This is a genomic window from Brevundimonas vesicularis, assembly GCF_900445985.1.
GTDB classification, from domain to species: Bacteria; Pseudomonadota; Alphaproteobacteria; order Caulobacterales; family Caulobacteraceae; genus Brevundimonas; species Brevundimonas vesicularis_D.
The window spans coordinates 613,563-638,555 of record NZ_UAQP01000014.1; the positions used below are offsets into that span (position 1 = coordinate 613,563).

Sequence of the window (24,993 nt, forward strand, 5' to 3'; positions counted from 1 at the left end):
TTGTCATCCCCCGGTCCGCGCAGCGAGACCGGGGGCCTTCAAGTCGCCTGATCTTGGAGCAAGCGAAATATTTGTGGCGGTAGTCGTGCTACTTTGTTGGCGCAGCAATCCACTCAAAGTCTAGTTCCGATTGGAGACTAGCGTTTGGATAGATAATTAAATACGTGGCAATCCAAGCCGAATACGCATGGCATCTTGAGATACTTGGAGACGTTCGGCCAAACCCGCCACGGTATTAACGCCGAGATTTTGAAGCGCAGTTATAGAGCTACGCGGCATTAGAAGATTTGCCGCAAAGCTATTAGCTTGACGCTCGTGCATGGGCTGGATCGCTGCATTGGGAGGTATAGGTGTGCCCTCCTGACGATAGGCCCTAGAGTCTCCTACACCCGCCCCCAACAACTCGCGGTGATAAATGTAATGACCCAACTCGTGTGCGGCCGTGAATCGCTGACGAACCAACGCATGTGTGGGGTTCACGGCAACTTTGTATGTGCCGTCTCCACGTCGCTCTATCCAGCCAGAAACGTTCTCAGCCATTGCAGGCCGGTCGGGGCCTAGGCCAAGTTCACTCAAGATTTCGAAGACGGGAACGGGGATATCGCCCCAATACTTCTCGGCAAGCGCTAACGGGTCAACTTTCGTATTCATCCCGCCTCCTCTCCCATCTCATCTGCTGCCTCGCCGTCATCGACGCGACCGAGCGACGTATTCTGTAAGTTATCCAAGTGCCGACGGATAATTTGTGGCGCTTCCGTTCGACACCACTCTTCAACCATTGCTCTGGCGTGAATTCTTGCCTCGGCTTTGGCTGCATCCTCAGCCCATTTCTTGACCCACAACCCCCAGCCAATGGCTGCAAACAGGGCTAAAACACCAATTAACAACGACCCCATAGCAAAGGTGTTGCCGATTGAGGCCAGCGACGTGGCCAATGCATCCCACTCAGGTTCCGATGCAGCAGCTACTACAGCCGGCGTAGGATTAGGTGCCGGACAAGGCTTATTCGCCAAATCCAAGAACCGCTCACAAACACTGGCCGAAATCTGTGGAGTAGCCACACACACCTCCAGCGCGGATCAGCCTGATTCGTGCACTAGGGCAATTCGCTTAAAAAGTCCTGCGTCAACTCTGGACAATGTAGTGTTCTGCTTTTGTCCCTGCAAGAGGTATGCAACAGCAGGCCTCACGCCATCGGATCGGGCGTCAGATCGACCCCGGCCAGCTTCCAGGTAAACGGCGTCCGGCGTTCCATGATCAGCACCAGCGCATCGTCCGGCCGGTCGTCGCGCGTCAGGGTGACGGCGAAGGTGTTGAGCCCGCGATAGGCCCAGGACTGGCGGATCTTGTCCTTGTCGACGGCCGGCGTGTCGTCGGCGGGCACGGGCCGCTCCGGCTCGGGCGTCTCGCCGGAGCGGACCATGGCGGCGATGCCTTGCGGCGTGACGAAGTTGTCGACCGCCCCCTCGACCAGCGACGGAGCCAGCAGCATGCCCAGCGCCGCCAGGCCCGTGTCGCCCTTGGTCCGGTTGCGGATTTCCAGGGCCGCGCGCGCGTTCAGCTCGCTCTTCAGGCTGGTGCGGAACGCCGGGAAGTCCACCTGCCGCTCCAGCCCGGCCGCATCCCCGGTCCGCGCGGCCCGCACCAGCGCCTGGGCGGCGATGAAGGGCGAAACGAACAGGGCGACGACCACGCCGATGACGATGGCGATCAGGGCTCCGGTTATGATCTTGCGGCTCATGTCGTCTCCTTGGAAAGCCAACGCAGGCTGGGCGGCGTCGGTTGCCGGGTTTATTGCGGGGTGACGGTGACGGCCGGCGCCGCCGGGGCCGTCCCGTCGGGCAGGCCGATGTGAACCAGCTTCCACTCGAACGGCCCGCGCCGCTCGAAGGTGAACAGGGTGCGCGACCCGCCCTGATCCGTCACCGCCATCCGCGCCCGGTTCACGCTCCAATAGGCGGGGCTGGGCCAAGGCTTGCGGCTGCGCTCAGAAGCCGGCGCCACGCCCGCCGCCGTGCGCTGGCTGGCGTATCGGCCCTCGCCCTTCAGCAAGGCGTCGAGGGCGGCCGGCGTCAGATAGGCGTCGACGTCCGGCTGGCGCAGGATCGGGTTCTGCTCGATCTGACGCCGGAAGGCGGCAATGGGGTCTTCCAGGAAGGACGACGCGGGCGCCATCGCCTCCGGCCGTCCCGCCAGCTGCGGCCGCAACGACTGGCGCACCGCGTTGAAGTCGATCAGCCGCGCCAGCCCCGCCACGTCGTTCGCCTCGGCCGCCGACCGAATGGCGAAGAAGGCCACCGCGGGCGCCGCGAAGAAGGACAGCACCGCCACGACCACCGCCGCCAGCACCAGGTTTCCGAACAGCCGCTTCACGAACGCATCCTCATTACCGCCGATCATGCACGCCCCGGCCCTTCGCACAACGAAAAGCCCCGCCGGAGCGATCCGACGGGGCTCATTCTTGTTTGTCCTACCGCCCTTCGGGCTGCTTGAGGACCGTCTCCTCCCCCATCGGGGGAGGGGGACCGCGAAGCGGTGGAGGGGGCTAGACGCCTCGTGGCGTTCCAGCTCCCCCCTTGTCCTCAACCCACGTCCGGCAGAGCGGTCTTCAGGTTCTCGGCGACCTTGTCGAGGAAGCCCTCGGTGGTCAGCCAGCCCTGTTGGTCGCCGACCAGCAGCGCCAGATCCTTGGTCATGAAGCCGGCCTCGACGGTGTCAACGACCACCTTCTCCAGGGTGTCGGCGAACTGGTCCAGGGCGGCGTTGCCGTCCAGCTTGGCGCGGTGCTTGAAGCCGCGCGTCCAGGCGAAGATCGAGGCGATCGAGTTGGTCGAGGTGGCCTCGCCCTTCTGGTGCTGGCGATAGTGGCGGGTCACGGTGCCGTGTGCGGCTTCCGTTTCCAGCACCTTGCCGTCCGGCGTCATCAGGACCGAGGTCATCAGGCCCAGCGAGCCGAAGCCCTGCGCCACGACGTCGGACTGCACGTCGCCGTCATAGTTCTTGCACGCCCAGACGAAGCCGCCCGACCACTTCATCGCGGCCGCAACCATGTCGTCGATCAGGCGGTGCTCATAGGTCAGGCCGCGCGCCTTGAACTCGGCGGCATAGTGTTCGTCGAACACCTCCTGGAACAGGTCCTTGAAGCGGCCGTCATAGGCTTTCAGGATCGTGTTCTTGGTCGACAGATAGACCGGGTAGTTGCGCTGCAGGCCATAGGCGAAGCTGGCGTGGGCGAACTCGCGGATCGAGGCGTCCTGGTTGTACATGGCCATGGCCACGCCGGCGCCGGGGGCCTTGTAGACCTCGTGCTCGATCACTTCGCCGTCCTCGCCGACGAACTTGATCGTCAGGGTGCCGGGGCCAGGCATCAGGAAGTCGGTGGCCTTGTACTGGTCGCCGAAGGCGTGACGGCCGACGACGATCGGCTGGGTCCAGCCCGGAACCAGGCGCGGCACGTTCGAGCAGATGATCGGCTCGCGGAAGACCACGCCGCCCAGGATGTTGCGGATGGTGCCGTTCGGCGACTTCCACATCTTCTTCAGACCGAACTCCTGCACGCGGGCTTCGTCCGGGGTGATGGTGGCGCACTTCACGCCGACGCCGTGCTTCTGGATCGCGTGGGCCGCGTCGATCGTCACCTGGTCGTCGGTGGCGTCGCGGTGCTCCATGCCCAGGTCGTAGTAGTCCAGCTCGAGATCCAGGAACGGGAACACCAGCTTGTCCTTGATCATCTGCCAGATGATGCGGGTCATTTCGTCGCCGTCGATGTCGACGATGGGGTTTTCGACCTTGATCTTGGCCATGCGTGCGGTCCGCCTGTGACTGTGGGGAAGGGAATGTCGTGGCGGCGGTATAGCGAGGCCGCGCGCCCGCGCAAACCCCGCCGCCCGTCGTCGCCGCCCGGAATAACGCAGATCCATCCTGAACCCTTTGGCGGGTGCGGACTTCTCTTTGGCTTGGCAACAGTGACGGACGGCAGGATGACGGAGGAAGAGCGCCAGCTGGTGGATCGTTGGATCATCACCTTCTGCGAGGCGCCGCCCGTGGTCGATGCGGAACTGATGCGCAGGCTGATCGCTGAACAGGAAGCGACACAGCAGGAGTCATCGTCATGTCAGAAAAGACGTTCAAGGCTGGCGACAAGGTGAAGTGGGACCACAGCCAGGGCACCACGACCGGCAAGGTGGTCAAGAAGGTCACCTCGGAGACCAAGATCAAGGGCCACAAGGTTGCGGCCTCCAAGGATAATCCGGAGTATATCGTCGAAAGCGCCAAGACCGGCGCACGCGCGGCGCACAAGCCGTCGGAGTTGAAGAAGGCATGACCCCGAACGGCCTGTGGCGCGGCGTCGCCCGATCAGCCCCAGGCCTGTCCGCCCTCGCCGTGTCGGCGCTCGTCGTCGCCGGTTGTGGCGACAGGGATGCGGACAAGGCGCCTGTTGCGACCAAGGCCACCGACGCGGCTGCGCCCGCCGCCGCGCCGGTGCTTCAGATCCGCCCTGAAACCAAGACCTTCCGGGACTGGAGCGCCACCTGCGGCAACGACGGGACATGCTGGGCCTTCGGCTTTGCGCCAGAGTTCGCCGCAGGCTGGGTCCGTATCAGCCTGGCGCCCGGCCCGGACGCCCAGCCGCAAATCCTCTTCGGCTATTGGCCCGACGGCGAGGCCAAGGGCGCCGGACCCCTCAGCTTGACGATCGACGGCCGCGCCTATCCGGCCGTGCTCAGCGACGCGAGCAACGTCGAGGCGCCGATCGGCGAGATCCGCGAAGGCGCCCGCGCCGCTCTCGACGCCCTGGCCCAGGGCAAGGTCATGATCATTCGCGGCGCCTCGACCCAGGAGGTCTCGCTGCACGGCGCCGCCGCCGCCCTGTTGTGGATCGACGAGAAGCAGGGACGTCTGGATACGCCCACCGCCCTGATCCGACGCGGCGACCGCCCGGCCGCCCTCGTTCCGGTCGCGCCGCCGCTGCCGACCGTCACCCCTGCTCCGGCCGTCGATCAGGCTGGGTTCGGCGATCAGAACCAGCGCCTGCCCGCCGCACTGCGCGCTCGCACCGAGGTCGGCGACTGCCTTAAGGAGTCGGCCATGCCAGCCGTCAGCGACATGGTCATGTCCGCCCGGCTGGACACCCGCACCGAGCTGTGGGCCGTGCCCTGCGGATCGGGCGCCTATAACGTCACCCACAACTGGTATCTGACAGGACCGGGCGGTCGCGACCCTCGGCCCGCGATCTTCGCCGGATCGGAAGGGCCGGGTTCCGATCCCGTCATGCCGGACAATGCGACCGTCAACGGCGCCTATGATCCCAAGACCCGCACACTGTCGGCCTTCGCCAAGGCGCGGGGCATCGGCGATTGCGGCGCGGCGCAGACCTGGGCCTGGACGGGACAGGGCTTCGCCCTGACGCAGGAAAGCGTGATGGGCGAATGCGCCGGCGTGCCGTCAGACCTCTGGCCCGTCAGCTGGCGCACGCGATGACCGATCCGGAGGTTCTGATCATCGGCGCGGGCCCGGCCGGTCTGACGGCGGCGACCTATCTGGGCCGCTTTCGGCGGCGGACCCTGGTGGTGGATGGCGGCGCGCCCCGCGCCTGCTGGATCCCGCTCAGCCACAATATGCCGGGCTTTCCGGCCGGCATCACCGGCGCCGACATCCTGAAGCGCATGCGCGAACAGGCCGAGGAATATGGCGCGGTCGTCGAACCGGGTCGCGTCCACCGCCTGAGCCACGACGGCGACGGCTTCGTCGCTGAGATGGATGGCCGCGCTGTCCGCGCCCGCGCCGTCCTGTTGGCGACCGGGGTCGTCGATCATCATCCGGATCTGCCGGGCGTCGAAGCGGCGGTGCAAAAGGCGCTGGTCCGCATCTGTCCCATTTGCGACGCCTACGAGGCGACCGACAAGGCCGTGGCCATCATCGGCCAGAGCGACAAGGGCGCGCGCGAGGCCGCCTTCATGCGCACCTATTCCGACCGTGTGACCCTGATCCATATCGGCGCGCCCGACGCGCTCAGCCGGCGTGACGAACTGGAACGGCTGGGCGTCGAACTGATCCTGGCGCCGCTGGACGCGATCGACATCGAGAACGACCGGGTGACGGCCCTGAGCTACGCCGGCCAGAGCCGCGCATTCGACCTGGTCTATTCAGCGCTGGGCACATCGCCGAACGCCGACCTGGCCCGGGGGCTGGGCGCGCGTCTGGCCGACGACGGCCGGTTGGAGGTCGATCTGCACCAGGCCACCAGCGTGCCGGGCCTGTATGCCGCCGGAGATGTGGTGCGCGGCCTCAACCAGATCGCCGTCGCGACCGCCGAAGCCGCCGTCGCCGCCACCGACATCCACAATCGCCTGCGCCAGGCCGACGGCCTGACCGTCGCAGATTAGGCCTGGGTCGCGACCCAGCCGTCGACGATCCGTTCCAGCACCGACAGGGGTACGCCGCCGGCGGCGAGCGCGGTGTCGTGGAAGCCCTTGATGTCAAACCTGGACCCCAGGGTCGTCTTGGCCTTTTCGCGCAGGCGGACCCATTCGTTGTGGCCGACCTTGTAGGCGCAGGCCTGGCCCGGCCAGCCGCAATAGCGTTCGACCTCGGACGTCGCCGCGCCTTCCTGATCGCCATAGGCCTCCATCATGTAGCGGATGCCCTCTTCGCGGCTCCAGCCCTTGGAATGGATGCCGGTGTCGACGACCAGGCGCGCGGCGCGGAACATCAGCGATTGCAGGTAGCCGATCTGACCCACCGGATCGTTCTCATAGGCGCCCAGTTCGTCGGCCAGCTGTTCCGCGTACAGCCCCCAGCCCTCGACGTAGGACGAGAAGCCCAGCAGGTTCATCAGCAGCGGCGCCGACTCGCTCTCCTGCTGCAAGCTGATCTGCAAGTGGTGGCCCGGCGTCGCCTCGTGATAGGTCAGGGTCGGCAGGGTCCAGGACGGCCATTCCGCCGTGTCCTTCAGATTGATCCAGTAGATGCCGGGCCGCGTCCCATCCAGGCTGGGCGAGTTGTAATAGCCCATCGGCGCGCCGGCCTCGATCTCTGGCGGGACGCGCTTGATCTCGACCTTAGCCTTGGGCAGGCGGCCGAAGGCGTTGGGCAGGCGGGCCTGCATGTCGGCCATCTGGGCGTTCAGCTTAGCGATCAGCTCGGCCTTGCCGGCGTCGGTGTTGGCGTAGACGTATTTGGGATCATCCCCCAAGGCTTTGATCCGTTCGGCGACCGAGCCTTGCGTCAGGCCTTGCGCCTTCAGCAGGACATCGGCGCGCGCCGTCAGATCCGCCATCTGTTCCACGCCGGTGCGGTGGATCTCGTCGGCGGTCAGCCGGGTCGTGGTGATGTAGCGCAGGCTGTTGGCGTAATACTGCTCGCCCTGCGGCAGGCGGCGCACCGAGGCCTCGTGCACGGCGTTCGGCTGGGCCGCCTTCAGCACGGCGTTTTGGGCGGCCAGGGCCGGATAGACCCGCTCGGTCACAAGCCGTTCCACCTGCGCGCCCCAGTCGCCGGTCAGGCCCTTGGCGCGGGCCCGATCCACGACCGACTGGGTCAGGGGCGAGGTCGCCGCAGGCGTCGCCAGGACGCCGTCCTGCTGGCGGATCGCCTTGGCCAGGATGAAGTCGGGCGGGATGACGCCCAGCGCATAGTCTTCCTTCAGTCGATCCGTCTCGGCCAGCAGCACGTCGGCGAAGGCGTTGACGCGGGCGACATAGGCGTCGGCGTCGGCGGCCGTCTCGATGGTGTGCTGGTTGGCCAGGAAGTCGGGCGTGGACTGATAGGCGCCGCCTTGCTGGCTGACGCGGTACGGATTGGGCCAGCCGCCCTGGCCGTAAGGGATGTCGTAGGTGGCGATCACCCCGTCCAGATTCTGGGTCAGGCTGTCGTAGTAGTTGGCGTTGCGGGCATCGAGTTTAGAGCGGTCGATGCGGGACAGTTCGGCGCGTTGGCGACGCGTAAAGGCGCGCTGGTCGTCTTCCTCGGCGCGTGTCGGAACGGTCAGTTTGGACTTGGCGGCGGCGCGGTCGCCCTTGTCCAGGCCGAACATGGTGACGACCTCCGGGCTCTTGTCCAGCGTCTGCTCGAACGTGGCGTCCATGAAGGTCTTCAGCTGGTCGGCGGCGTCGCCCTCAGATGCCCCGGCCTGACGAGCCAAGGCGGGGCCGCCCACGGCGACGAGGCCGGCGCCCAAGGCGGCGGACTGAAGAAGACGACGACGATCGAACATGGAACGGCCTCTCGAAACTGGATGCGGCAATGGAGACCGCATGGGCCGGGGCGGCAAGTGAAATTCCCGACAGGCTTTGGCGGCGCCCAAGGAAAAGGCCCGGCGGATCGCTCCGCCGGGCCTCATCAGTCTGGGATGCGAAGCCGTTTAGTCGCGACGACGACGTCCGCGATCGCCGCCGCGATCACCGTCGCGCTTGGGACGACCGCCGGTGTCTTCCGACAGCGGGGCCTCGCCGCGCTCGGCGCGCTCGGCGTTGATCTTGTCCGTCAGGTCTTCGCCGGTTTCCTGATCGACGACCTTCATCGACAGCTTGGTCTTGCCGCGATCGTCGAAGCCCAGGAACTTGACCTTGACCTCTTGGCCTTCCGACAGGACGTCGGCCGGGTTGGCGACGCGTTCCAGAGCGATCTGGGACACGTGGACCAAGCCGTCCTTGGCGCCGAAGAAGTTCACGAAGGCGCCGAAATCGACGACCTTGACGACCTTGCCGGAGTAGATGGTTCCGACTTCCGGCTCCGAGGCGATGGACTGAATCCAGGCCTTGGCGGCGTCGATCTTCTCCTGGTCGTTGGCGGCGACCTTGATGGTACCGTCATCGCCGATGTCGATCTTGGCGCCGGTCTTCTCGACGATCTCGCGGATGACCTTGCCGCCCGAACCGATGACTTCACGGATCTTGTCGACGGGGATCTTGACCGTTTCGATCTTGGGCGCGTGTTCACCCAGTTCGGCGCGCGGCGCATCCATGGCCTTGGACATCTCGTCTAGGATGTGCAGGCGACCGGCCGAAGCCTGCGTCAGGGCCTGCTTCATGATCTCCTTGGTGATGCCGGCGACCTTGATGTCCATCTGAAGGCTGGTGATGCCTTCCGAGGTGCCGGCGACCTTGAAGTCCATGTCGCCCAGGTGGTCTTCGTCACCCAGGATGTCCGACAGGATGGCGAACTCGCCCGACGGCTCCAGGATCAGGCCCATGGCGATGCCCGAGACCGGACGGACCAGCGGCACGCCGGCGTCCATCAGGGCCAGCGACGAACCGCAGACCGTGGCCATCGAGGACGAGCCGTTCGACTCGGTGATCTCGGAGACCAGGCGGATGGTGTAGGGGAAGTCTTCCTTGGTCGGCAGCATCGGACGGATCGCGCGCCAGGCCAGCTTGCCGTGACCGATTTCGCGACGGCCGGGCGAACCCATACGGCCCGCTTCACCCACCGAATAGGGGGGGAAGTTGTAGTGCAGCAGGAAGTTCTCTTTGTAGGTGCCCTGCAGGCTGTCGATGTACTGCTCGTCCTCGCCGGTGCCGAGGGTGGCGACGACCAGGGCCTGGGTTTCCCCACGCGTGAACAGGGCCGAACCGTGGGTGCGCGGCAGGACGCCGACTTCCGACACGATGGCGCGGACCTTGTCGAGGGCGCGGCCGTCGACGCGGTGCGCGTTCTCGATGATGTCGCGACGCAGGACTTCGGCTTCGCACTCCTTGAAGGCGGCCGAGAACTTGGAACCGTCGACGCCGTCGGGGTTCTCGTCGGTCTTCACCAGCTTGGCGGCGGCGGCTTTCTTGGCGGCGTCGACGCCCGAACGGCGCTCGTATTTGCCGGCGTGGGTGTAGGCGCTCTTGATGTCTTCGCCGACCAGCGACTTGATCGAGGCGACGACGTCGGAGTGGTCTTCGGCCTGGAAGTCGAAGGGCTCCTTGGCGGCGTGTTCAGCCAGTTCGATGATGGCGTCGATCACCGGCTGCATGCCCGAATGCGCGAACATCAGGGCCTCGAGCATCTTCTCTTCCGACAGCTCCTTGGCTTCGGATTCGACCATCATCAGGGCGTCTTGCGTGCCGGCGACCACCAGGTCGAGGTCCGAGGACGGGATCAGGTCGATGGCGGGGTTCAGCACCAGCTCGCCGTCGATCAGGCCGACGCGCGCGGCGCCGATGGGGCCCATGAAGGGCACGCCCGAAATGGTCAGGGCGGCCGAGGCGGCGACCATGCCCAGAACGTCGGGGTCGTTTTCCATGTCGTGCTGCAGCACGGTCACGACGACCTGGGTCTCGTTCTTGAAGCCCTTGACGAACAGCGGGCGGATCGGACGGTCGATCAGGCGGGAAACCAGGGTTTCCTTCTCGGACGGACGGCCTTCACGCTTGAAGTAGCCGCCCGGGATCTTGCCGGCGGCGAAGGTCTTTTCCTGGTAGTTGACCGTCAGGGGGAAGAAGTCCAGGCCGGGCTTGGGCGCGCGGCCATAGACGACGGTGGCCAGAACCACGGTCTCGCCGTAGGTCGCCAGCACGGCGCCGTCGGCCTGGCGGGCGATGCGGCCCGTTTCCAGGGTCAGCGGGCGGCCGGCCCAGTCGATCGTCTTGCGTTTGATGTCGAACATATTTCGTCTTTCGTATCCCGGACGGCGTATTCCGTGCGGGGTCCCATCATGGGGCGGATGCGTCGGCGTTCAGTCCTTCGATCCAGAGGCCGCCGCGCCATCGCGACGACCGGGAGAGGACCGTCATGGCCCTCGCAGCTGCGCCGGTAAGTCCTGCGGCGCACAGGTCGTGTCTTGTAGTCGCGCTTCCCGGGCGGCCAACCGGCAGCCACTTGGCCTGGAAGCGCTTAGTTGCACAACGAGGCGCGGACGTGACCGCCCGCGCCTCGAAAGCGTATTCTACACTGTTCCGACGCCTTAGCGGCGCAGGCCCAGTTTGGAGATGAGCGCCTGGTAGCGACCGGTGTCGACCTTGTTCAGGTGGTCGAGCAGGCGGCGACGTTGCGACACCATCTTCAGAAGGCCACGACGCGAGTGGTTATCCTTCTTGTGGGTCTTGAAGTGTTCGGTGAGGTTGGCGATGCGTTCCGACAGGATCGCGACCTGAACCTCGGCCGAGCCGGTGTCGCCGGCGGAGCGGGCGTTATCGGCGATGATCTCGTGCTTGCGTTCAGCAGTAACCGACATCGTAGAGTCCTTTCTTGGCCTATCGCGCTTCGCGCTACTTGAGGCCGTGGGGTCTCGGCCCTTGCCGGATGGCGCGGGCCTAGAGGTTGAAAACGCGGTCGGGTTCTAGCCGGCCGGCCCGCAACTGACACAGCGCGACGAGGGTCTGGCCCTGAAAGGCTGAAACCGTGCGCGAACCGCCGGTAAGACGATCCTTGAGGGTTTCCACCTGACGGGGGAGCAGAACGATCGGGCGTCCCTGCCGAAGCGAGAAGGCGTCCTGTTCATTCACGGCCAGTTCCGGGATGTCGTCCAGAGCGGTCGCGACGGCAAGCAAGCCTTCCGAGGCGGCGCCCCTATGCACCATTTCCTCCAGAGAATCCAGAGTGACGGCGTTTTGCGTGCTGAACGGCCCCACGCGCTCGCGTCTCAGGGCGCTGACATGACCCTCGGCGCCGAGGGCGGCGGCCAGGTCGCGGGCCAGCGAGCGGACATAGACGCCCTTGCCGGTGCGGATGGTCAGTTCCACGTGGTCGGCGTCGGGCGCATCCGTCACCTCGGCCGAGTGGATTGTCACCCGGCGGGCCTGAAGCTCGAACTCCACCCCGTCGCGGGCGAGGTCATAGGCGCGGGCGCCGTCCACCTTGATTGCGGAAAAGCGCGGCGGCGTCTGGTCGATCTCGCCGACGAAGGCCGGCAGGGCGGCCTTCACCTGATCGACGGTCGGGCGCACGTCGGAGCGGCCGATGATCTCGCCCTCGCGATCCACGCTGTCGGTCGAGACGCCCCAGTTGATGGTGAAGCGATAGACCTTCTGCGCCTCCATCATCATCGGCACTGTCTTGGTCGCCTCGCCGAGCGCGATGGGCAGGATGCCGCTGGCCAGCGGGTCGAGCGTTCCGGCGTGACCGGCCTTCTGGGCGTTGAACAGGCGACGGATGCGGCTGACGGCCTCGGTCGACCCCATCTCGAACGGCTTGTCCAGGCAGACCCAACCGTCGACGATGTCGCCCTTCTTCTTGCGGGCCATTATGCTTGGCCTACCGCGCTTCGCGCTACTTGAGGCCGGAGGATCACTGATCGCCCTCGTCGTCGCGGCGCTCCAGGTCGGCGCGGACGCGGGGGTCGTCGAACAGGCGGTCGATGTGGCTGGCGGCGTCGAAGCTTTCGTCGTGGCGGAACTTCAGATCGGGCGTGAACTTCATGTCCAGGCGACGGCCCAGCTGGCCGCGCACGAATTTGGCGTGCACGTTCAGCGCCTTGATGATCTCGCTCTCATGGCCATTGGTCGGCGCGGCCTCGACGCCGGCGCCGAGAGGCTCGACGAAACAGGTGGCGTGTTTCAGGTCCGGCGACAGGCGCACTTCGGTCACGGTGATGGACACCCCGGCCAGGGCCTCGTCGCGGATATCCTCCTCGCGCAGGATGTCGACCAGGGCGTGACGGATCAGCTCGCCGGCGCGCAGCTGGCGCTGGCTGGGTCCGGCGGGGCCGGAGGCGTTGCGGGTGTGTTGCTTGTGGGCCATCGGCCTCTCCTTCTTGTTCGCCCGCTGGGGATCGGACCCGGCCGGATAGGCGAAAGTCGGGCGGTCTAGTCCCGCAGCGGAGGTCTGTCCAGTTTTCGCGCCCGTTCGGCGGCTCGAACCGAGCGCATCACCTCGCCCGAGGTGATGGCCGGAACCGGACGCATCGCCACGCCGCCGGCGTTCAGCACGCCGGCTGTCCAGTGATTGCACAGATGCAGGATGGAGAAGGTCTCGCGGCTGGCGAAGAAGCGCGCGTCGTCGCCGGGACGCAGGGCTGCGATGCGCGGCCGGCCGTTCGGCAGATCGAGCGAGGCCTCGACCCGCGTGGCCAGACGGTCGAACGCGGCGCGGCTCAGGGTCAGGGCGGCGCTGTCTTCGCCATAGGCCAGGCGCGGATCCTCGGCTCGAGGGGCCAGCATCAGCACCGATCGATTGCCGGGATGCAGAAAGGCGCGCGCCCCGTCGGGCAGCCGATCCGAAATCGGGCGCTGATCGACGTAGAATTTCGCATCGCCCCAGCCGATCAGGATCCAGTCGCCGGGCGCCAAGGCTTGGACCGCAAGCGCCAGAGGACCGCCGCGACGTTCAAGCGCGGCGCGCGGTAAGACGATGTCGGTGTGAAAGCCGTTGTCGAGCACCTGAATGACGACGGGGTCTGTCGCCCGATCCATCGCGCCCGGGCGGGTCCAGGTCAGAAGCGCCGCCGCCAGTCCTGCCAGGGCCGCCAGCACCAGGGCTCGCATCATCGGCTGAGGTCCAGCACGGCGCACAGGCGGTCGTCCGACAGCAGGGCGCCCGGAGGCGGTCCCTGTCGCACCGGCATCAGGACGAAGCCGTCGCGCCGCACGGCCAGGGCCAGCCATCCGACGGGATGACCACCGCACAGCCGCGTGTCTTCGTCAGTCGTGACGCGCCGCACCTCGATCTGGGCCATCGGCGGCACGGCCATAGCGTCGGTGAAACTTTTGGAGACGCTGGCCGGCTGATCCGCCTGAACCAGCCGATGCGGCGCCGAGGTCAGGCGGCCGCCCGTGGTCGTGCTCAGCGCGCCGCCGTCCACGTCGAGCGCCATGTCGGACTTGGCGGCGACGTAGCGGCCGGACAGCATGACTTCCCCGATAACGACCTGTCCATACACACGAGGTCCGACAGGGGCGTCGATCGGCGCGATCAGGCGATTAAGAGCCGGTTCGACTACCAGTGCGCCCAGCATGAACAGAGCAAAGGCGCCCGCGCCGACCGCCGCGATCCATTTCAGCGATGGGACGCCGGATGGCGGGGCGGTCGCGCTCATGCGGCGAATCTAGGGGGACAGGGGTTGAGGAATGGTCACCCGCCCTCAAGAACACTCTAGACTGAACGCCCTTAGTTGCGGCCGGGACGGCGGGTCGGATCGCTGAGCTGGAACAGGCGCGGAGACAGGCCAGACGCGGGCCGCAGCGCGGTCAACTGGGTCCGGGTGCGGGCGCCCTGCGGATCGGTGATGGTCCACTCTTGCAGACGCATCGGATTGCCGGCGAAGGCCAGCACGACCTGACCGTCGTTCGGGCGGTTGGAATCCCGCGCCGTGATGGCGAAGGCGCCCGAAGCCATCCGGGTCACGCGCTCGATGCGCACGCCCTGGTCCAGCCGCACATTACGCGCCAGGAAGGTAGACAGCGGGGTGCGACCCAGCGGCACCTGCTGGAAGCTGTTCAGGCGCGGATCGTAGCGTTTGACATTATAGCCGTCCGACACCACCAGCAGACCGGCGGGGTTGGTGTATTCGAACCGCATCTTGCCCGGACGCTGCAGATAGAAGCGGCCTTGGCGCGTCTGGCCGTTCGGACCCGTTTCGGTGAAGGTTCCTTGCGCCGAGGTCAGGGCCTGCAGATAGCCCTGCGCCTGTTGCACCACGGCGCGATCCTCAGCCGACAGGTTGGACTGGGCGTGGGCGGCGTCGAAGGCGACCAGCGCGATCAGGCCGGTCGTCAGGCCGGCGCCCAGCAGCAGGCTGCGGCGGTGCAGGTCGGATGTGGCCATAGCCACGGTCTTGGCGCGCGAGGTCATGAAGTTCGTCTCCCGTTCGGGATGGTTGTCGATCCTGCCGTCTTGCCCGGTCGGCTTGGCGTCGGAATGACGCGAGCCTGACCATATTCCGGCGCTGCGATGAAGCCCTGTTCATCGAAATGCTGAAGCTTGGACGCGATAGCGGGTCAGACAACGGCTCCGAGCCGCAGCCGTTCCTCGATTTTCGTCACACCATCGGCGGCGGGCCGGCCAGGACGTCGCGCTTGCCCGCGTGGTTGGCGGGGCTGACCACGCCTTCCTGCTCCATTCGCTCGATCAGGGAGGCGGCGCGGTTGTAGCCGATCTGGAGACGGCGCTGGACGTAGCTGGTCGAGGCCTTGCGGTCGCGGGTGACCACGGCGACGGCGCGATCGTACAGGTCGTCGCCCGATCCGCCGCCGCCGCCTTCGTCATAGCCGTTGTCGCCGTCGCCGTCCGGTTCGTCGGTGATCAGATCCAGATAGTCGGGCTCGGCCTGGGCCTTCAGGTGTTTGCAGACGTCCTCGACTTCCTTGTCGTCGACGAACGGGCCGTGCAGGCGGGTGATCCGCCCGCCGCCGGCCATGTAGAGCATGTCGCCCTGGCCCAGCAGCTGCTCGCCGCCCTGTTCGCCCAGGATGGTGCGGCTGTCGATCTTGGACGTGACCTGGAAGGAGATCCGGGTCGGGAAGTTGGCCTTGATGGTGCCGGTGATGACGTCCACCGACGGGCGCTGGGTCGCCATGATCAGGTGGATGCCGGCGGCGCGGGCCATCTGGGCCAGACGCTGAACCGCGCCCTCGACGTCCTTGCCGGCGACCAGCATCAGGTCGGCCATTTCGTCCATGACCACGACCAGGAAGGGCAGGGGTTCGGGGCGGATCTTCTCGGACTCATAGACCGGGCGGCCCTGGTCGTCGAAGCCGGTCTGGACCGTGCGTTCGAAATGCTCGCCCTTGGCCTGGGCCTCGCGGGCGCGTTCGTTGTAGCTGGCGATGTTGCGCACCCCCAGCTTGGACATACGGCGATAGCGATCCTCCATCTCGCGCACCGTCCACTTCAGGGCGACGACGGCCTTCTTCGGATCGGTCACGACCGGCGCCAGCAGGTGCGGGATACCGTCGTAGACCGACAGCTCCAGCATCTTGGGGTCGATCATGATGAAGCGGCATTCGGCCGGGCTGTGGCGATACAAGATCGAGAGGATCATGGCGTTGACCCCCACCGACTTGCCCGAGCCGGTGGTGCCCGCGATCAGCAGGTGAGGCATGCGCGCCAGATCGGCCACATAGGGTTCGCCGCCGATCGTCTCACCAAGCGCCAAGGGCAGCAGATGGCCCTTCTTGTCGTACTCAGCGCTGGCCAGAAGGTCGCGCAGATAGACGGTCTCGCGCTTGGCGTTGGGCAGTTCGATGCCTATGGCGTTGCGGCCCTGGACCACGGAAATACGACAGGCGCGGGCGGACATCGACCGGGCGATATCGTCGGCCAGAGCGACCACCCGGCCGTGCTTCACGCCCGGCGCAGGCACCAATTCGTACAGCGTCACGACAGGGCCGGGGCGGATCTGGTCGATCACGCCGCGCACGCCGAACTCCTGCAGCACGCCCTCCAGCATCTTGGCGTTCTGTTTCAGGGAGTCCTCGTCCACCGATCCGACGCGCTGGGCCGGCTTTGTCAGTATGCCCAGCGGCGGCAGGTCGAAGTCACCCTCGGGCCGCACGAAGTCGAAGGCCTGCTGGTCCACGTCGTCCTTGCGAGCCTTGGGCGCCTTGACCGCGGCGACACGCGGCTCGACCGGGCGGGCGGCCGACGGCCGGGGCGCGGGCTGGACGGCGTCGTCCTCCCAAGGCGGCAGGTCGTCATAGGCGGTCTGAGGCGGCTCTTCTGCATAGGTCGGGGCCAGCGGCGCCTCTTCCGGTGGGGCGGCGCGGGGCGCTCGGGCCTTGGCGGGCGCCTTTTCGCGGGCGGCCTGGGGCTTCGGCTGAGGCGGCGCGGGTGCGCGCAGCGACTTGCCCCAGTGCAGGGCGTCCAGAAAATCCATGGCGCGCAGGCCGATGGCGAAACCGACGAGCCACAGCCCGGCGATCAGGAAGATGACGCCAGCGATGATCCGACCGCCGGGAATATGCAGGGCGCCGATCCCGCGCGCCGCCAGACCCGTCACCGCATCGCCCCACAGACCGCCCAGACCGGCGGCGAGCGGCCAGGCGGCGGGCGCGGCCAGGGCGGCGAGCGCGCTGGACAGCAGCAGCACCCCGCCGGTCGCGGCCAGGGCCTTCAACGGCGTGGGCTTGAGCCTTTGCTGGATCGCATCGCCGACCGCGCGCGCCAGGCCGAAGGCGACCAGCAGCAGGGCGGCGGGCCAGGCCGCAAGTCCCAGCGATTGCATGAACAGATCGGCGAACAGGGCCCCGTTCGCGCCCAACCAGTTGGTCGTCGGCAGGCTTGAGGCCGCATTCAGGCTGGCGTCCGCCGGATTCCATGACACCAGGGCGACCAACAGCAGGGTCGCCAATAGGGCCTGCAGCACACCTCTGAACCGCACTACGAAGGGCGCGTCCCACAGGATGCGGGCGCTGATCCAGGCCTGACGGCCGATGACGAGGGCGGTGGACATGAAGGGTCGAACCTTCCGGCGGCTGACGTTCGACCGCCCTTGTCGCACCCACAGGGTTAAGGGGCTGTTTACCAGCTTGGCCTTGGCGATGGACAAACCGTCCTCTGGACCTTTGGCCGCGACGGCGCGACAAGCCTCGGATGGCTGACACCGAACGCTACGACATCGTCATCGCCGGCGCGGGGCTGACCGGGGCGGCCTTCGCTCTGGCGGCGGCGCAAGCGCAGTTGAAGGTCGTGATGGTCGATCCGCAGCCTTTCAGCCACCAGTTGGCGCCGACCTTCGACGGGCGTTCGACCGCCGTCGCCTTTTCGACGTTCCTCATGCTGGACGCGCTGGGCTTGGGCGAAACCCTGCGTCCCCACGCCTGCCGGATGGATCATATTCTGGTGACGGACGGGCGTCGGCCGGGCGCGGCCAGCCGGTCCGCCTCGCCCGCCTTCCTGCGCTTTGACGCCGACGAAATCGGCGGGCGCACCGGGGGCGAGCCGCTGGGATACATGGTCGAGAACCGTCGCATCCGTGCGGCCCTGGCCGAGGCGGTGACGCGCGCGGGGATCGCGGTGCGGGCCCCGGCTTCTGTCGCCAGCGTCGCGACCGATGCGGGCAAGGCGACCGTGACCCTGGCCGATGGATCGACCCTGATCGCGCCCCTGGTTGTCGGCGCCGAGGGGCGAGGCTCGACCGTGCGTCGCGCCGCCGGAATCGAAACCGTCGGTTGGGGCTATGGCCAGAGCGGGGTCGTGGCCACGGTGCGGTTGGGTCGCGACCACGGCAATGTCGCGCACGAATATTTCCTGCCAAGCGGCCCCTTCGCCATCCTGCCCCTGACCGATCAGCGCGCCAGCCTGGTCTGGACCGAGACGACGCGGCGGGGCGAGGCGTTGCGCGACGCCTCGGACGACGGCTTCCACGCCCATCTGATGCGGCGGTTCGGTGAGTTTCTTGATGGGGCGACGGTCGAGGGCCCACGCTTCGTCTATCCGCTGTCGCTGAGCCTGGCCGAGAAACTGATCGCGCCGCGCATCGCCCTGATCGGGGATGCGGCGCACGGCGTTCACCCCGTTGCGGGCCAGGGTCTGAACATGGGGCTGAAGGATGCGGCGGCTCTGGCCGAGGTTTTGGCCGAGGCCGCGCGTCTGGGCGAAGACATCGGGTCGGAAACCGTTCTGGAGCGTTACGCCCGCTGGCGCCGGTTTGACAATGCGGCCCTAGCGGCGGGCTTCGACGCCTTCGTGCGTCTGTTCTCCAACGACATCGCGCCGGTGCGTCTGGCGCGCGATTTGGGCATGGCGGCGGTCAACCGCATCGGCCCTCTGCGCCGCGCCTTCATGCAGGAGGCGGGCGGCGCGACAGGCGACTTGCCTCGCCTGCTGCGTGGCGAGGCCGTCGTCTAGTTCAACTGCATCCGCACGCGTTCGAAGGTCGTAAATCGCCGCGCCTCCTCGACGCCGTCCAGACCCTGAGCGCGAGCGAGAGCATCCAGAGAGCCCGCGAGCGCCCCCTGCTTCTCGCGCGCCGAGGCGACATCGAGCCACGGTCGGTGATCCTCCGGATCCAGCAGGGCGCGCCGTAGGGCCGACCGCTCCGCGCCCTCATAATCCCGACCGCGAATGGCGCGGCTGAACAGCACGTTCTGCAGCCGGATCAGCGACTGACGATCCGTCACCGGCGCCATCAGGATATCCAGCCGATCCGCGACGTGCGGCATCAGACCGGCGCGAAGCGCGCGCCGGGTCAGTTCGCTGGGCAGGATCAGCCGCCCCTGGCTGAACGGGTCCAGGGCAACGGGACCTTCGGGCGTCTCGACGCGAACCATGAAATGGCCGGGAAAATCGACGCCGGCAGCCGTGACGCCGGCCGCGCGCGCCGCGTGCAGATAGAAGACCGCCAGGACGGCGGACAGGCCGCGCCGCCGCTCGGCGACCGCGATGATGTCGGTGTTGTCGGGATGGTCGTAATGGATCAGGTCGCCGTTCAGCCGCAGGTCCGCGCACAGGGTTTCGGCCAGGGCCTCGTCGGGACCTTCGCCGCCGATCCGCTCCTTCAGCCGCTCGCAGGCGTTGCGGGCCAGGGCGCGCACAGGCTCGGGATCACGCAACGGATGGTCATGGATGGCGCAGGCGATCGCCGCCTCCAGCAGGGGGAAGGCGTCGTCTTCGGCCTGACCGGCGGCGGTCAGGACGGCCTCGGCCTCCTCGCGCGTCATGCGATCCCCTCGTCAGCGCCTCTCGACGCCGCGAAGATGACGTGGAACGCGCCAAGGAGCCAGCGCCACCATATCAATTCTCAAATCCAGACGTTGCAGACCCGGCCGATTGCGTCGGATCGCCTCGCCCGCTGCGACCAGTCGATCGTATTGGACCGGCTTCAGCGCCAGGAGGGCCGCCTCCATCGTCGCGCGGCGCTTGACCTCGACCACCGCCAGCACCCGACCACGACAGACCAGCAGATCGATCTCGCCGGCCCGGCTCTTCAGACGGAAGCCGAGAACGCGATAGCCGCGCAGGATGAGCCAGAAGGCTGCGATCCATTCGGCGGCGTGACCGGACTTGAAGGCCATCCCGCCCTTCGCCTGACGCCACGCCGCCTTGGGGCGACGGACCGGCGCGGGACGAGACAGGCGTTTCACTTGCCCTTCAGCTCCAGCGCCCGGCGATATAGGGTCTTTCGGTTCAGCCCCAGGGCCTTGGCCACCTCGGAGGCGGCGTCGCCGGTGGACAGGGTCTGAAGAGCGTCGATCAGGGCGGCGTCCGCGTCGGCTTCGGTCGCCTGGATCTCTTCGCCGGGGCCGACCACCACGACGATCTCGCCCTTGGGACTGTCCAGGCGCGGATCGACGGCCAAGTCGTTCAGCGTCCCGCGCACGCACTGTTCATAGAGTTTGGTCAGCTCGCGGGCGACGGCGGCGGGGCGCGGACCCAGCACGGCGGCCATATCGGTCAGGCTGTCCTTCAGGCGCGGCCCGCTTTCGAAGAAGACCAGGGTCTGGCGCTGACCCTTCAAGCCGTCCAGCGCGGCGGTGCGGCCGGCCGTCTTGGGCGGCAGGAAGCCGGCGAACAGCACCCGGTCGGCCGGCAGGCCGGCGATGCACAGGGCGGCCAGCAGGCTCGAGGCGCCGGGGATCGGATGGACGGGCAGGCCCTCGGCGATCACCGCGCGGGCGACGACGAAGCCGGGGTCGCTGACCAGAGGCGTGCCCGCATCCGAAACCAGGGCCACCACCTGACCCTCACGCAGCCGTTCGATCGCCTGTTCGGCGGCGCGGCCGGACGCATGGTCGTCGCACCGTTCCAGCTTCGCCTTCAGACCATAGGCGCTCAGAAGTTTAGCGGTGACGCGAGTGTCCTCGGCCAGCACCAGATCGGCGGCGGCCAGCACGTCCAGCGCCCTCAGCGTCATGTCGCGCAGGTTGCCGATCGGGGTGGCGACCAGATAGAGGCCCGGCTCCACCCGCCGGGGCGGCGGGGCGGCGGGTGGAAAGGGCGAAGGTTCGCTCAACGCTCGACCACGGCCGCGGGGGGACGCGGCGCCGAGGTCAGGCCCGAGCCCTGGAAGGCGGGACCGGCGTCATAGGCGGCGAAGGTGGCGGCGGTGATGATCTCGCTGACCGAGGCGCCCAAGCTGACGATCTGCACCGGCTTCTCCAGACCGACCAGCAACGGTCCGATCACGGTCGCGCCGCCCAGGGCCTGAACCAGCTTGGTCGAGATGGCGGCCGAATGGATGGCGGGCATGACCAGGACGTTGGCCGGCTTGGTCAGGCGGTTGAAGGCGTAGGCCGAATGCCCCTTGGGATCCAGCGCGACTTCCGGCGGCATTTCGCCTTCGTATTCGAAATCGACGCCCTTCTTGTCCAGGATGCGGATCGCCTCGCGCACCTTCTCGGCGCGGTCGCCGGGCGGGTTGCCGAAGGTGGAATAGGACAGGAAGGCCACGCGCGGATTGCGACCCAGCTTCCTGACCGTATCGGCCGCCTTGACGGCGATGTCGGCCAACTCCTCGGCGTTCGGCAGTTCGTGGATGGTGGTGTCGGCGACGAACAGGGTGCGGCCCTTGGCCAGCAGGATTGACAGGCCGATCAGGGTGTCGTCCACGTCCAGCACGCGCTGGACCTCCTTCAGCGCCATGTTGAAGTTGCGGGTCACGCCCGCGACCATGGCGTCTGCCCGGCCCTTGGCGACCAGGGTGGCGGCGAAATAGTTGCGGTCCTGATTGATCATCCGCTGCACGTCTCGGCGCAGATAGCCCCGGCGCTGCAGCTTTTCGTACAGCCAGTCGGTGTCCTCGACATTGTGGTCGGAGACGCGGGCGTTGGTGATCTCGATGCCCAGCTCGTCGAAGTTCAGACCGGCCTCTGCGGCGTTCTGACGGATCAGATCCTCGCGGCCGACCAGGATCGGCGTGCCCAGGTCGGCCTGTTTGAAGCCCCAGGCGGCGCGGATGACGGCGGGTTCTTCGCCCTCGGCGAAGACGACGCGCTTGTTCGGCCCGCCGCGCACGGCCGAGCTGATCTTCTGCATCAGGGCGGCGGACGGATCGACGCGCGAACGCAGCGCGTGACGATAGGCGTCCATGTCCTCGATCTGGACGCGGGCCACGCCGGTGTCCATCGCCGCCTGGGCGATGAAGGGCGGAATGTACCAGATCAGGCGCGGGTCAAAGGGCGTCGGGATGATGTAGTCCGGGCCGAACTTAAGCTTGCGTCCGCGATAGGCGGCGGCGACCTCGTCCGGCACGTCTTCGCGCGCCAGGGCGGCCAGGGCCTGGGCGCAGGCGATCTTCATCTCGTGGTTCACGCGGCGCGCGCGCACGTCCAGCGCGCCGCGGAACAGATAGGGGAAGGCCAGGACGTTGTTGACCTGGTTCACATAGTCCGAGCGGCCCGTGGCGATAATGGCGTCTGAGCGCACCGACTTGACGTCCTCGGGCGTGATCTCGGGGTCAGGGTTGGCCATGGCGAAGATGATCGGATTGGGCGCCATCGACGCGACCATCTCCTTGGTGATCGCGCCCTTGGCGGATAGGCCCAGCACCACGTCGGCGCCGACCATGGCCTCGGCCAGGGTGCGCAGCGGCGTATCGGTGGCGTGGGCGGCCTTCCACTGGTCCATGCCGTGGTCGCGACCCTTGTAGACGACGCCGTCGCGGTCGCAGATCACGGTGTTCTCGGCCTTGACGCCCGCCGCCTTCATCAGGGCGATGGAGGACAGGCCCGCCGCCCCGGCGCCGGCCAGAACGACCTTGATCTCTTCCAGCTTCTTGCCGGCGATATGCACGGCGTTGATCAGGCCGGCGGTCGAGATGATGGCGGTGCCGTGCTGGTCGTCATGGAAGACGGGGATGTCCAGCAGATCCTGAAGCTCGCTTTCGATGACGAAGCATTCGGGGGACTTGATGTCCTCCAGATTGATGCCGCCCCAGGTGTCGCCGATGTTCTTGACGACCGTGATGAACTCGTCCGGGTCGGTAGTTTTCACTTCGACGTCGAAGCTGTCGACGTCTGCGAACCGTTTGAACAGGACCGACTTGCCCTCCATGACCGGCTTGGAGGCCATGTGACCCAGGTTGCCCAGGCCCAGGATCGCGGTGCCGTTCGAGATGACGGCGACCAGGTTGCCCTTGGAGGTGTAGTCGTAGGCCTTGTCCGCATCGGCGGCGATGGCCAGGACCGGCACGGCCACGCCCGGCGAATAGGCCAGCGACAGGTCGCGCTGGGTCGCCATCGGCTTGGTCGGCGCCATGGAGATCTTGCCCGGCGTCGGGATGCGGTGGAAGTCCAGCGCTTCGTCGTCGGAGAAGGTTTGCTTTTCGGTCTGATCGGGCATCGGTCGTCCAGGGCGTCGGCGTGGCTGTAACCGTTCGTGTCCTAGAGGCTGGGACGGGCCGCGCCAACCCTTGACGCGGAGGAAGCCTTAGCAATCGGCCCGGAGCCTTACCTGCGCGTCAGCGTCACCGCCGTCAGATCGACAGCACGCCCGTCCGTTCGATCTCGACCGGCCCGGTCATCAGGACGTGATCGGTTTCCGCATCCCAGTCGATGACCAGTTCGCCGCCATCGACGACCACCGTCGCCTTGCGCTCGGTCAGGCCGCGCCGCGCGGTGGCGACCAGGGCGGCGCAGGCGCCGGTGCCGCAGGCCTTGGTCAGGCCGGCCCCACGCTCCCAAACCCGGAGACGGATGTAGTCTCGGTCCAGCACGTTTGCGAAGCCGACATTGACCCCTTGCGGGAACAGCGGGTGATGCTCGACCAGCGAGCCGGATCCGGTGACGAAGCCGTCGTCCTGGCGGTCGGTGAAGAAGACCACGTGCGGATTGCCCATGGAGACGGCGCCGGGCGTGTGCAGGAGCGGCGCGTCGATCGGCCCGACCTGAAGCTCGATCCCTCGCGTGTCCATTTCTTCGGCCAGCGGCACCTGGGTCCAGTCCAGGCGAGGCTTGCCCATGTCCACGGTCACACGGTGGTCGCCGGCGCGCGTCGCCGTCGTCGGGCCGCCCGCCGTGTCGATCACCACGCGGTCCGACGCGGTCGCCTGCATCAACAGCCAGCCAACGCAGCGCAGGGCGTTGCCGCAGGTCTCCACCATCGATCCATCGGCGTTCCACACCCGCATGAAGGCGTCGGCCGTGTCTGACGGTTCGATGGCGATCAGCTGGTCGAAGCCTTCGCCCGTCTGGCGGTCGCCCAGCGCACGAATCTGGTCCTCGCCGGGAGCGAACGGCTGTTCCAGCGCATTGACGACGACGAAGTCATTGCCGGCGCCGTTCATCTTGACGAAAGGACGGGTCATGCAGGCCATATAGGCCCAACCCAGCGTCGCGGAAACCAGCGTGTCCCAGACCGAAACCGACCCCAAGGACAACGGCCTGCGACTGCGCGCCCGGCTGCGCTACCTGTATCACGGCAGTCAACCGCCGGCGGTGCGGTTCCGCTTGACCGTCATCGTGATCGACCTGGCGATCATCGGCTTTTTCCTTGCGGCGCCCATCCTGAAGAACATGGGCTGGGCCTTCTATGCGCTGGACTATTTCATCGCCGCCATCCTGGCCCTGGACCTGGCCGCGCGGGCCTATGCCTATGCCAACATCAAGGATTGGCTGAAGCGGCCGATCGTCTGGGTCGACCTGTTCGTGCTGGCGACCCTGCTGTTTCCGGCCTGGCTGTTCAATCTCGGCTTCCTGCGGATGCTGCGGCTGTGGACCCTGCTGAACTCGGACTTTTTCTGGCGCACCGTGGGGGCGCGGTTCGACGATACGCGGGTTGAAGGGATCGCGCGCGCCCTGGCCAATCTGATCACCTTCGTCTTCGTGGCGACCGGCTTCGTCTATGCGACCTTCAGGGGGCATGACGGCATCGCCGGCTATGTGGATGCGCTGTATTTCACAGTGGCCACCCTGACGACGACCGGATTTGGCGACGTCACCCTGCCGGGGCCGTGGGGGCGGTTGTTGTCCATAGCCGTCATGCTGGTCGGCATCACCCTGTTCCTGCGCCTCGCCCAGGCCCTGATCCGACCGCACAAGGTGCATTTTCCCTGCGATCGCTGCGGCCTGCAGAACCACGACCCCGACGCCGTCCACTGCAAGGCGTGCGGCAATCTGCTTTGCATTCCCGACGAGGGATGATGCGGCGCGTTCCGCCGGTGTGACAAAACGGTAAGGTCGCACGGCTTGCCGC

At 67.0% G+C, this 24,993-nt stretch carries 24 protein-coding genes; 5 read left to right on the top strand and 19 right to left on the bottom strand.

The features are described 5' to 3' along the window. Positions 1–156: 156 nt before the first annotated feature. The 5 genes from DT343_RS12115 to DT343_RS12130 all read right to left on the bottom strand — a co-directional run bounded on the left by DT343_RS12115 (position 157) and on the right by DT343_RS12130 (position 3,803). Positions 157–651: an ImmA/IrrE family metallo-endopeptidase gene (locus tag DT343_RS12115; protein WP_112863091.1), complete on the bottom strand. Its 495-nt coding sequence runs from the start codon at positions 649–651 to the stop codon at positions 157–159. After that, positions 648–1,061 carry a hypothetical protein gene (locus tag DT343_RS17240; RefSeq protein ID WP_146756745.1) on the bottom strand — a complete coding sequence of 138 codons (414 nt, stop codon included), beginning with the start codon at positions 1,059–1,061 and terminating at the stop codon, positions 648–650. The genes DT343_RS12115 and DT343_RS17240 overlap by 4 nt, the downstream gene beginning before the upstream one ends. Before the next feature lie 125 nt (positions 1,062–1,186). Further along, the gene (locus DT343_RS12120) at positions 1,187–1,741 is read right to left on the bottom strand and encodes a DUF2939 domain-containing protein (RefSeq protein ID WP_112863092.1); all 555 of its coding nucleotides are present in this window, start codon (positions 1,739–1,741) and stop codon (positions 1,187–1,189) included. Positions 1,742–1,791: 50 nt separating this feature from the next. Continuing rightward, entirely contained in the window at positions 1,792–2,373 is a 582-nt protein-coding gene (locus DT343_RS12125) for a DUF2939 domain-containing protein (protein ID WP_220116706.1), read from the bottom strand. 209 nt (positions 2,374–2,582) lie between these two features. Further along, positions 2,583–3,803, bottom strand: coding sequence for an NADP-dependent isocitrate dehydrogenase (locus DT343_RS12130; protein WP_039246750.1), 1,221 nt, complete (start codon positions 3,801–3,803; stop codon positions 2,583–2,585). Positions 3,804–4,111: 308 nt separating this feature from the next. Between DT343_RS12130 and DT343_RS12135 the strand changes: the two genes are divergently transcribed. From DT343_RS12135 to DT343_RS12145, 3 genes are read left to right on the top strand one after another with little or no spacing between them, the layout of a single operon-like run. Continuing rightward, a complete protein-coding gene (locus tag DT343_RS12135) occupies positions 4,112–4,324 on the top strand; it encodes a DUF2945 domain-containing protein (RefSeq protein ID WP_017506660.1) in 213 nt (70 codons plus the stop codon). Then, positions 4,321–5,481, top strand: coding sequence for a DUF1176 domain-containing protein (locus tag DT343_RS12140; RefSeq protein WP_112863094.1), 1,161 nt, complete (start codon positions 4,321–4,323; stop codon positions 5,479–5,481). Before DT343_RS12135 ends, DT343_RS12140 begins: the two co-directional genes overlap by 4 nt. Then, positions 5,478–6,386: an NAD(P)/FAD-dependent oxidoreductase gene (locus DT343_RS12145; protein ID WP_220116708.1), complete on the top strand. Its 909-nt coding sequence runs from the start codon at positions 5,478–5,480 to the stop codon at positions 6,384–6,386. The genes DT343_RS12140 and DT343_RS12145 overlap by 4 nt, the downstream gene beginning before the upstream one ends. Here DT343_RS12145 and DT343_RS12150 read toward each other — a convergent pair. The 9 genes from DT343_RS12150 to DT343_RS12190 all read right to left on the bottom strand — a co-directional run bounded on the left by DT343_RS12150 (position 6,383) and on the right by DT343_RS12190 (position 17,314). Further along, the gene (locus DT343_RS12150; RefSeq protein WP_112863096.1) at positions 6,383–8,215 is read right to left on the bottom strand and encodes a DUF885 domain-containing protein; all 1,833 of its coding nucleotides are present in this window, start codon (positions 8,213–8,215) and stop codon (positions 6,383–6,385) included. The genes DT343_RS12145 and DT343_RS12150 overlap by 4 nt on opposite strands. A gap of 147 nt (positions 8,216–8,362) precedes the next feature. After that, positions 8,363–10,594, bottom strand: coding sequence for a polyribonucleotide nucleotidyltransferase (gene pnp, locus DT343_RS12155; RefSeq protein WP_112863097.1), 2,232 nt, complete (start codon positions 10,592–10,594; stop codon positions 8,363–8,365). 297 nt (positions 10,595–10,891) lie between these two features. Next, entirely contained in the window at positions 10,892–11,161 is a 270-nt protein-coding gene (gene rpsO / locus DT343_RS12160) for a 30S ribosomal protein S15 (RefSeq protein ID WP_112863098.1), read from the bottom strand. 79 nt (positions 11,162–11,240) lie between these two features. Next, positions 11,241–12,170 (bottom strand): tRNA pseudouridine(55) synthase TruB, encoded by a 930-nt coding sequence (truB, locus tag DT343_RS12165; protein WP_112863099.1) that lies wholly within the window; start codon positions 12,168–12,170, stop codon positions 11,241–11,243. Between the two features lie 43 nt (positions 12,171–12,213). Further along, a complete protein-coding gene (gene rbfA, locus DT343_RS12170; RefSeq protein WP_055809765.1) occupies positions 12,214–12,666 on the bottom strand; it encodes a 30S ribosome-binding factor RbfA in 453 nt (150 codons plus the stop codon). Between the two features lie 65 nt (positions 12,667–12,731). Beyond that, positions 12,732–13,412, bottom strand: coding sequence for a DUF2459 domain-containing protein (locus tag DT343_RS12175; protein WP_112863100.1), 681 nt, complete (start codon positions 13,410–13,412; stop codon positions 12,732–12,734). After that, positions 13,409–13,960 (bottom strand): hypothetical protein, encoded by a 552-nt coding sequence (locus DT343_RS12180; RefSeq protein ID WP_112863101.1) that lies wholly within the window; start codon positions 13,958–13,960, stop codon positions 13,409–13,411. Before DT343_RS12180 ends, DT343_RS12175 begins: the two co-directional genes overlap by 4 nt. A gap of 71 nt (positions 13,961–14,031) precedes the next feature. Continuing rightward, positions 14,032–14,715 (bottom strand): LolA family protein, encoded by a 684-nt coding sequence (locus DT343_RS12185; protein ID WP_112863102.1) that lies wholly within the window; start codon positions 14,713–14,715, stop codon positions 14,032–14,034. A gap of 187 nt (positions 14,716–14,902) precedes the next feature. Continuing rightward, on the bottom strand, positions 14,903–17,314 hold the full coding sequence (locus DT343_RS12190) for an FtsK/SpoIIIE family DNA translocase (RefSeq protein ID WP_112863801.1): 2,412 nt from the start codon (positions 17,312–17,314) through the stop codon (positions 14,903–14,905). A gap of 140 nt (positions 17,315–17,454) precedes the next feature. On the opposite strand from DT343_RS12190, the gene DT343_RS12195 reads away from it, so the two are divergent. Then, a complete protein-coding gene (locus DT343_RS12195) occupies positions 17,455–18,711 on the top strand; it encodes a UbiH/UbiF/VisC/COQ6 family ubiquinone biosynthesis hydroxylase (RefSeq protein ID WP_112863103.1) in 1,257 nt (418 codons plus the stop codon). On the opposite strand, the gene DT343_RS12200 is transcribed toward DT343_RS12195, so the two are convergent. From DT343_RS12200 to dapF, 5 genes are all read right to left on the bottom strand, one after another. Continuing rightward, positions 18,708–19,523 carry a SirB1 family protein gene (locus tag DT343_RS12200; RefSeq protein WP_112863104.1) on the bottom strand — a complete coding sequence of 272 codons (816 nt, stop codon included), beginning with the start codon at positions 19,521–19,523 and terminating at the stop codon, positions 18,708–18,710. The genes DT343_RS12195 and DT343_RS12200 overlap by 4 nt on opposite strands. A gap of 12 nt (positions 19,524–19,535) precedes the next feature. Further along, on the bottom strand, positions 19,536–19,937 hold the full coding sequence (locus tag DT343_RS12205; RefSeq protein WP_220116799.1) for a YraN family protein: 402 nt from the start codon (positions 19,935–19,937) through the stop codon (positions 19,536–19,538). Positions 19,938–19,942: 5 nt separating this feature from the next. Beyond that, positions 19,943–20,815, bottom strand: a complete 873-nt coding sequence (rsmI, locus tag DT343_RS12210) for a 16S rRNA (cytidine(1402)-2'-O)-methyltransferase (RefSeq protein WP_181669190.1) — start codon at positions 20,813–20,815, stop codon at positions 19,943–19,945. Further along, positions 20,812–23,142: an NADP-dependent malic enzyme gene (locus tag DT343_RS12215; protein ID WP_112863107.1), complete on the bottom strand. Its 2,331-nt coding sequence runs from the start codon at positions 23,140–23,142 to the stop codon at positions 20,812–20,814. Before DT343_RS12215 ends, rsmI begins: the two co-directional genes overlap by 4 nt. Positions 23,143–23,275: 133 nt before the next feature. Continuing rightward, on the bottom strand, positions 23,276–24,106 hold the full coding sequence (gene dapF, locus DT343_RS12220) for a diaminopimelate epimerase (RefSeq protein ID WP_181669227.1): 831 nt from the start codon (positions 24,104–24,106) through the stop codon (positions 23,276–23,278). Between the two features lie 40 nt (positions 24,107–24,146). Between dapF and DT343_RS12225 the strand changes: the two genes are divergently transcribed. Beyond that, entirely contained in the window at positions 24,147–24,941 is a 795-nt protein-coding gene (locus tag DT343_RS12225) for a potassium channel family protein (RefSeq protein WP_112863108.1), read from the top strand. The last annotated feature ends 52 nt before the right edge of the window (positions 24,942–24,993 follow it).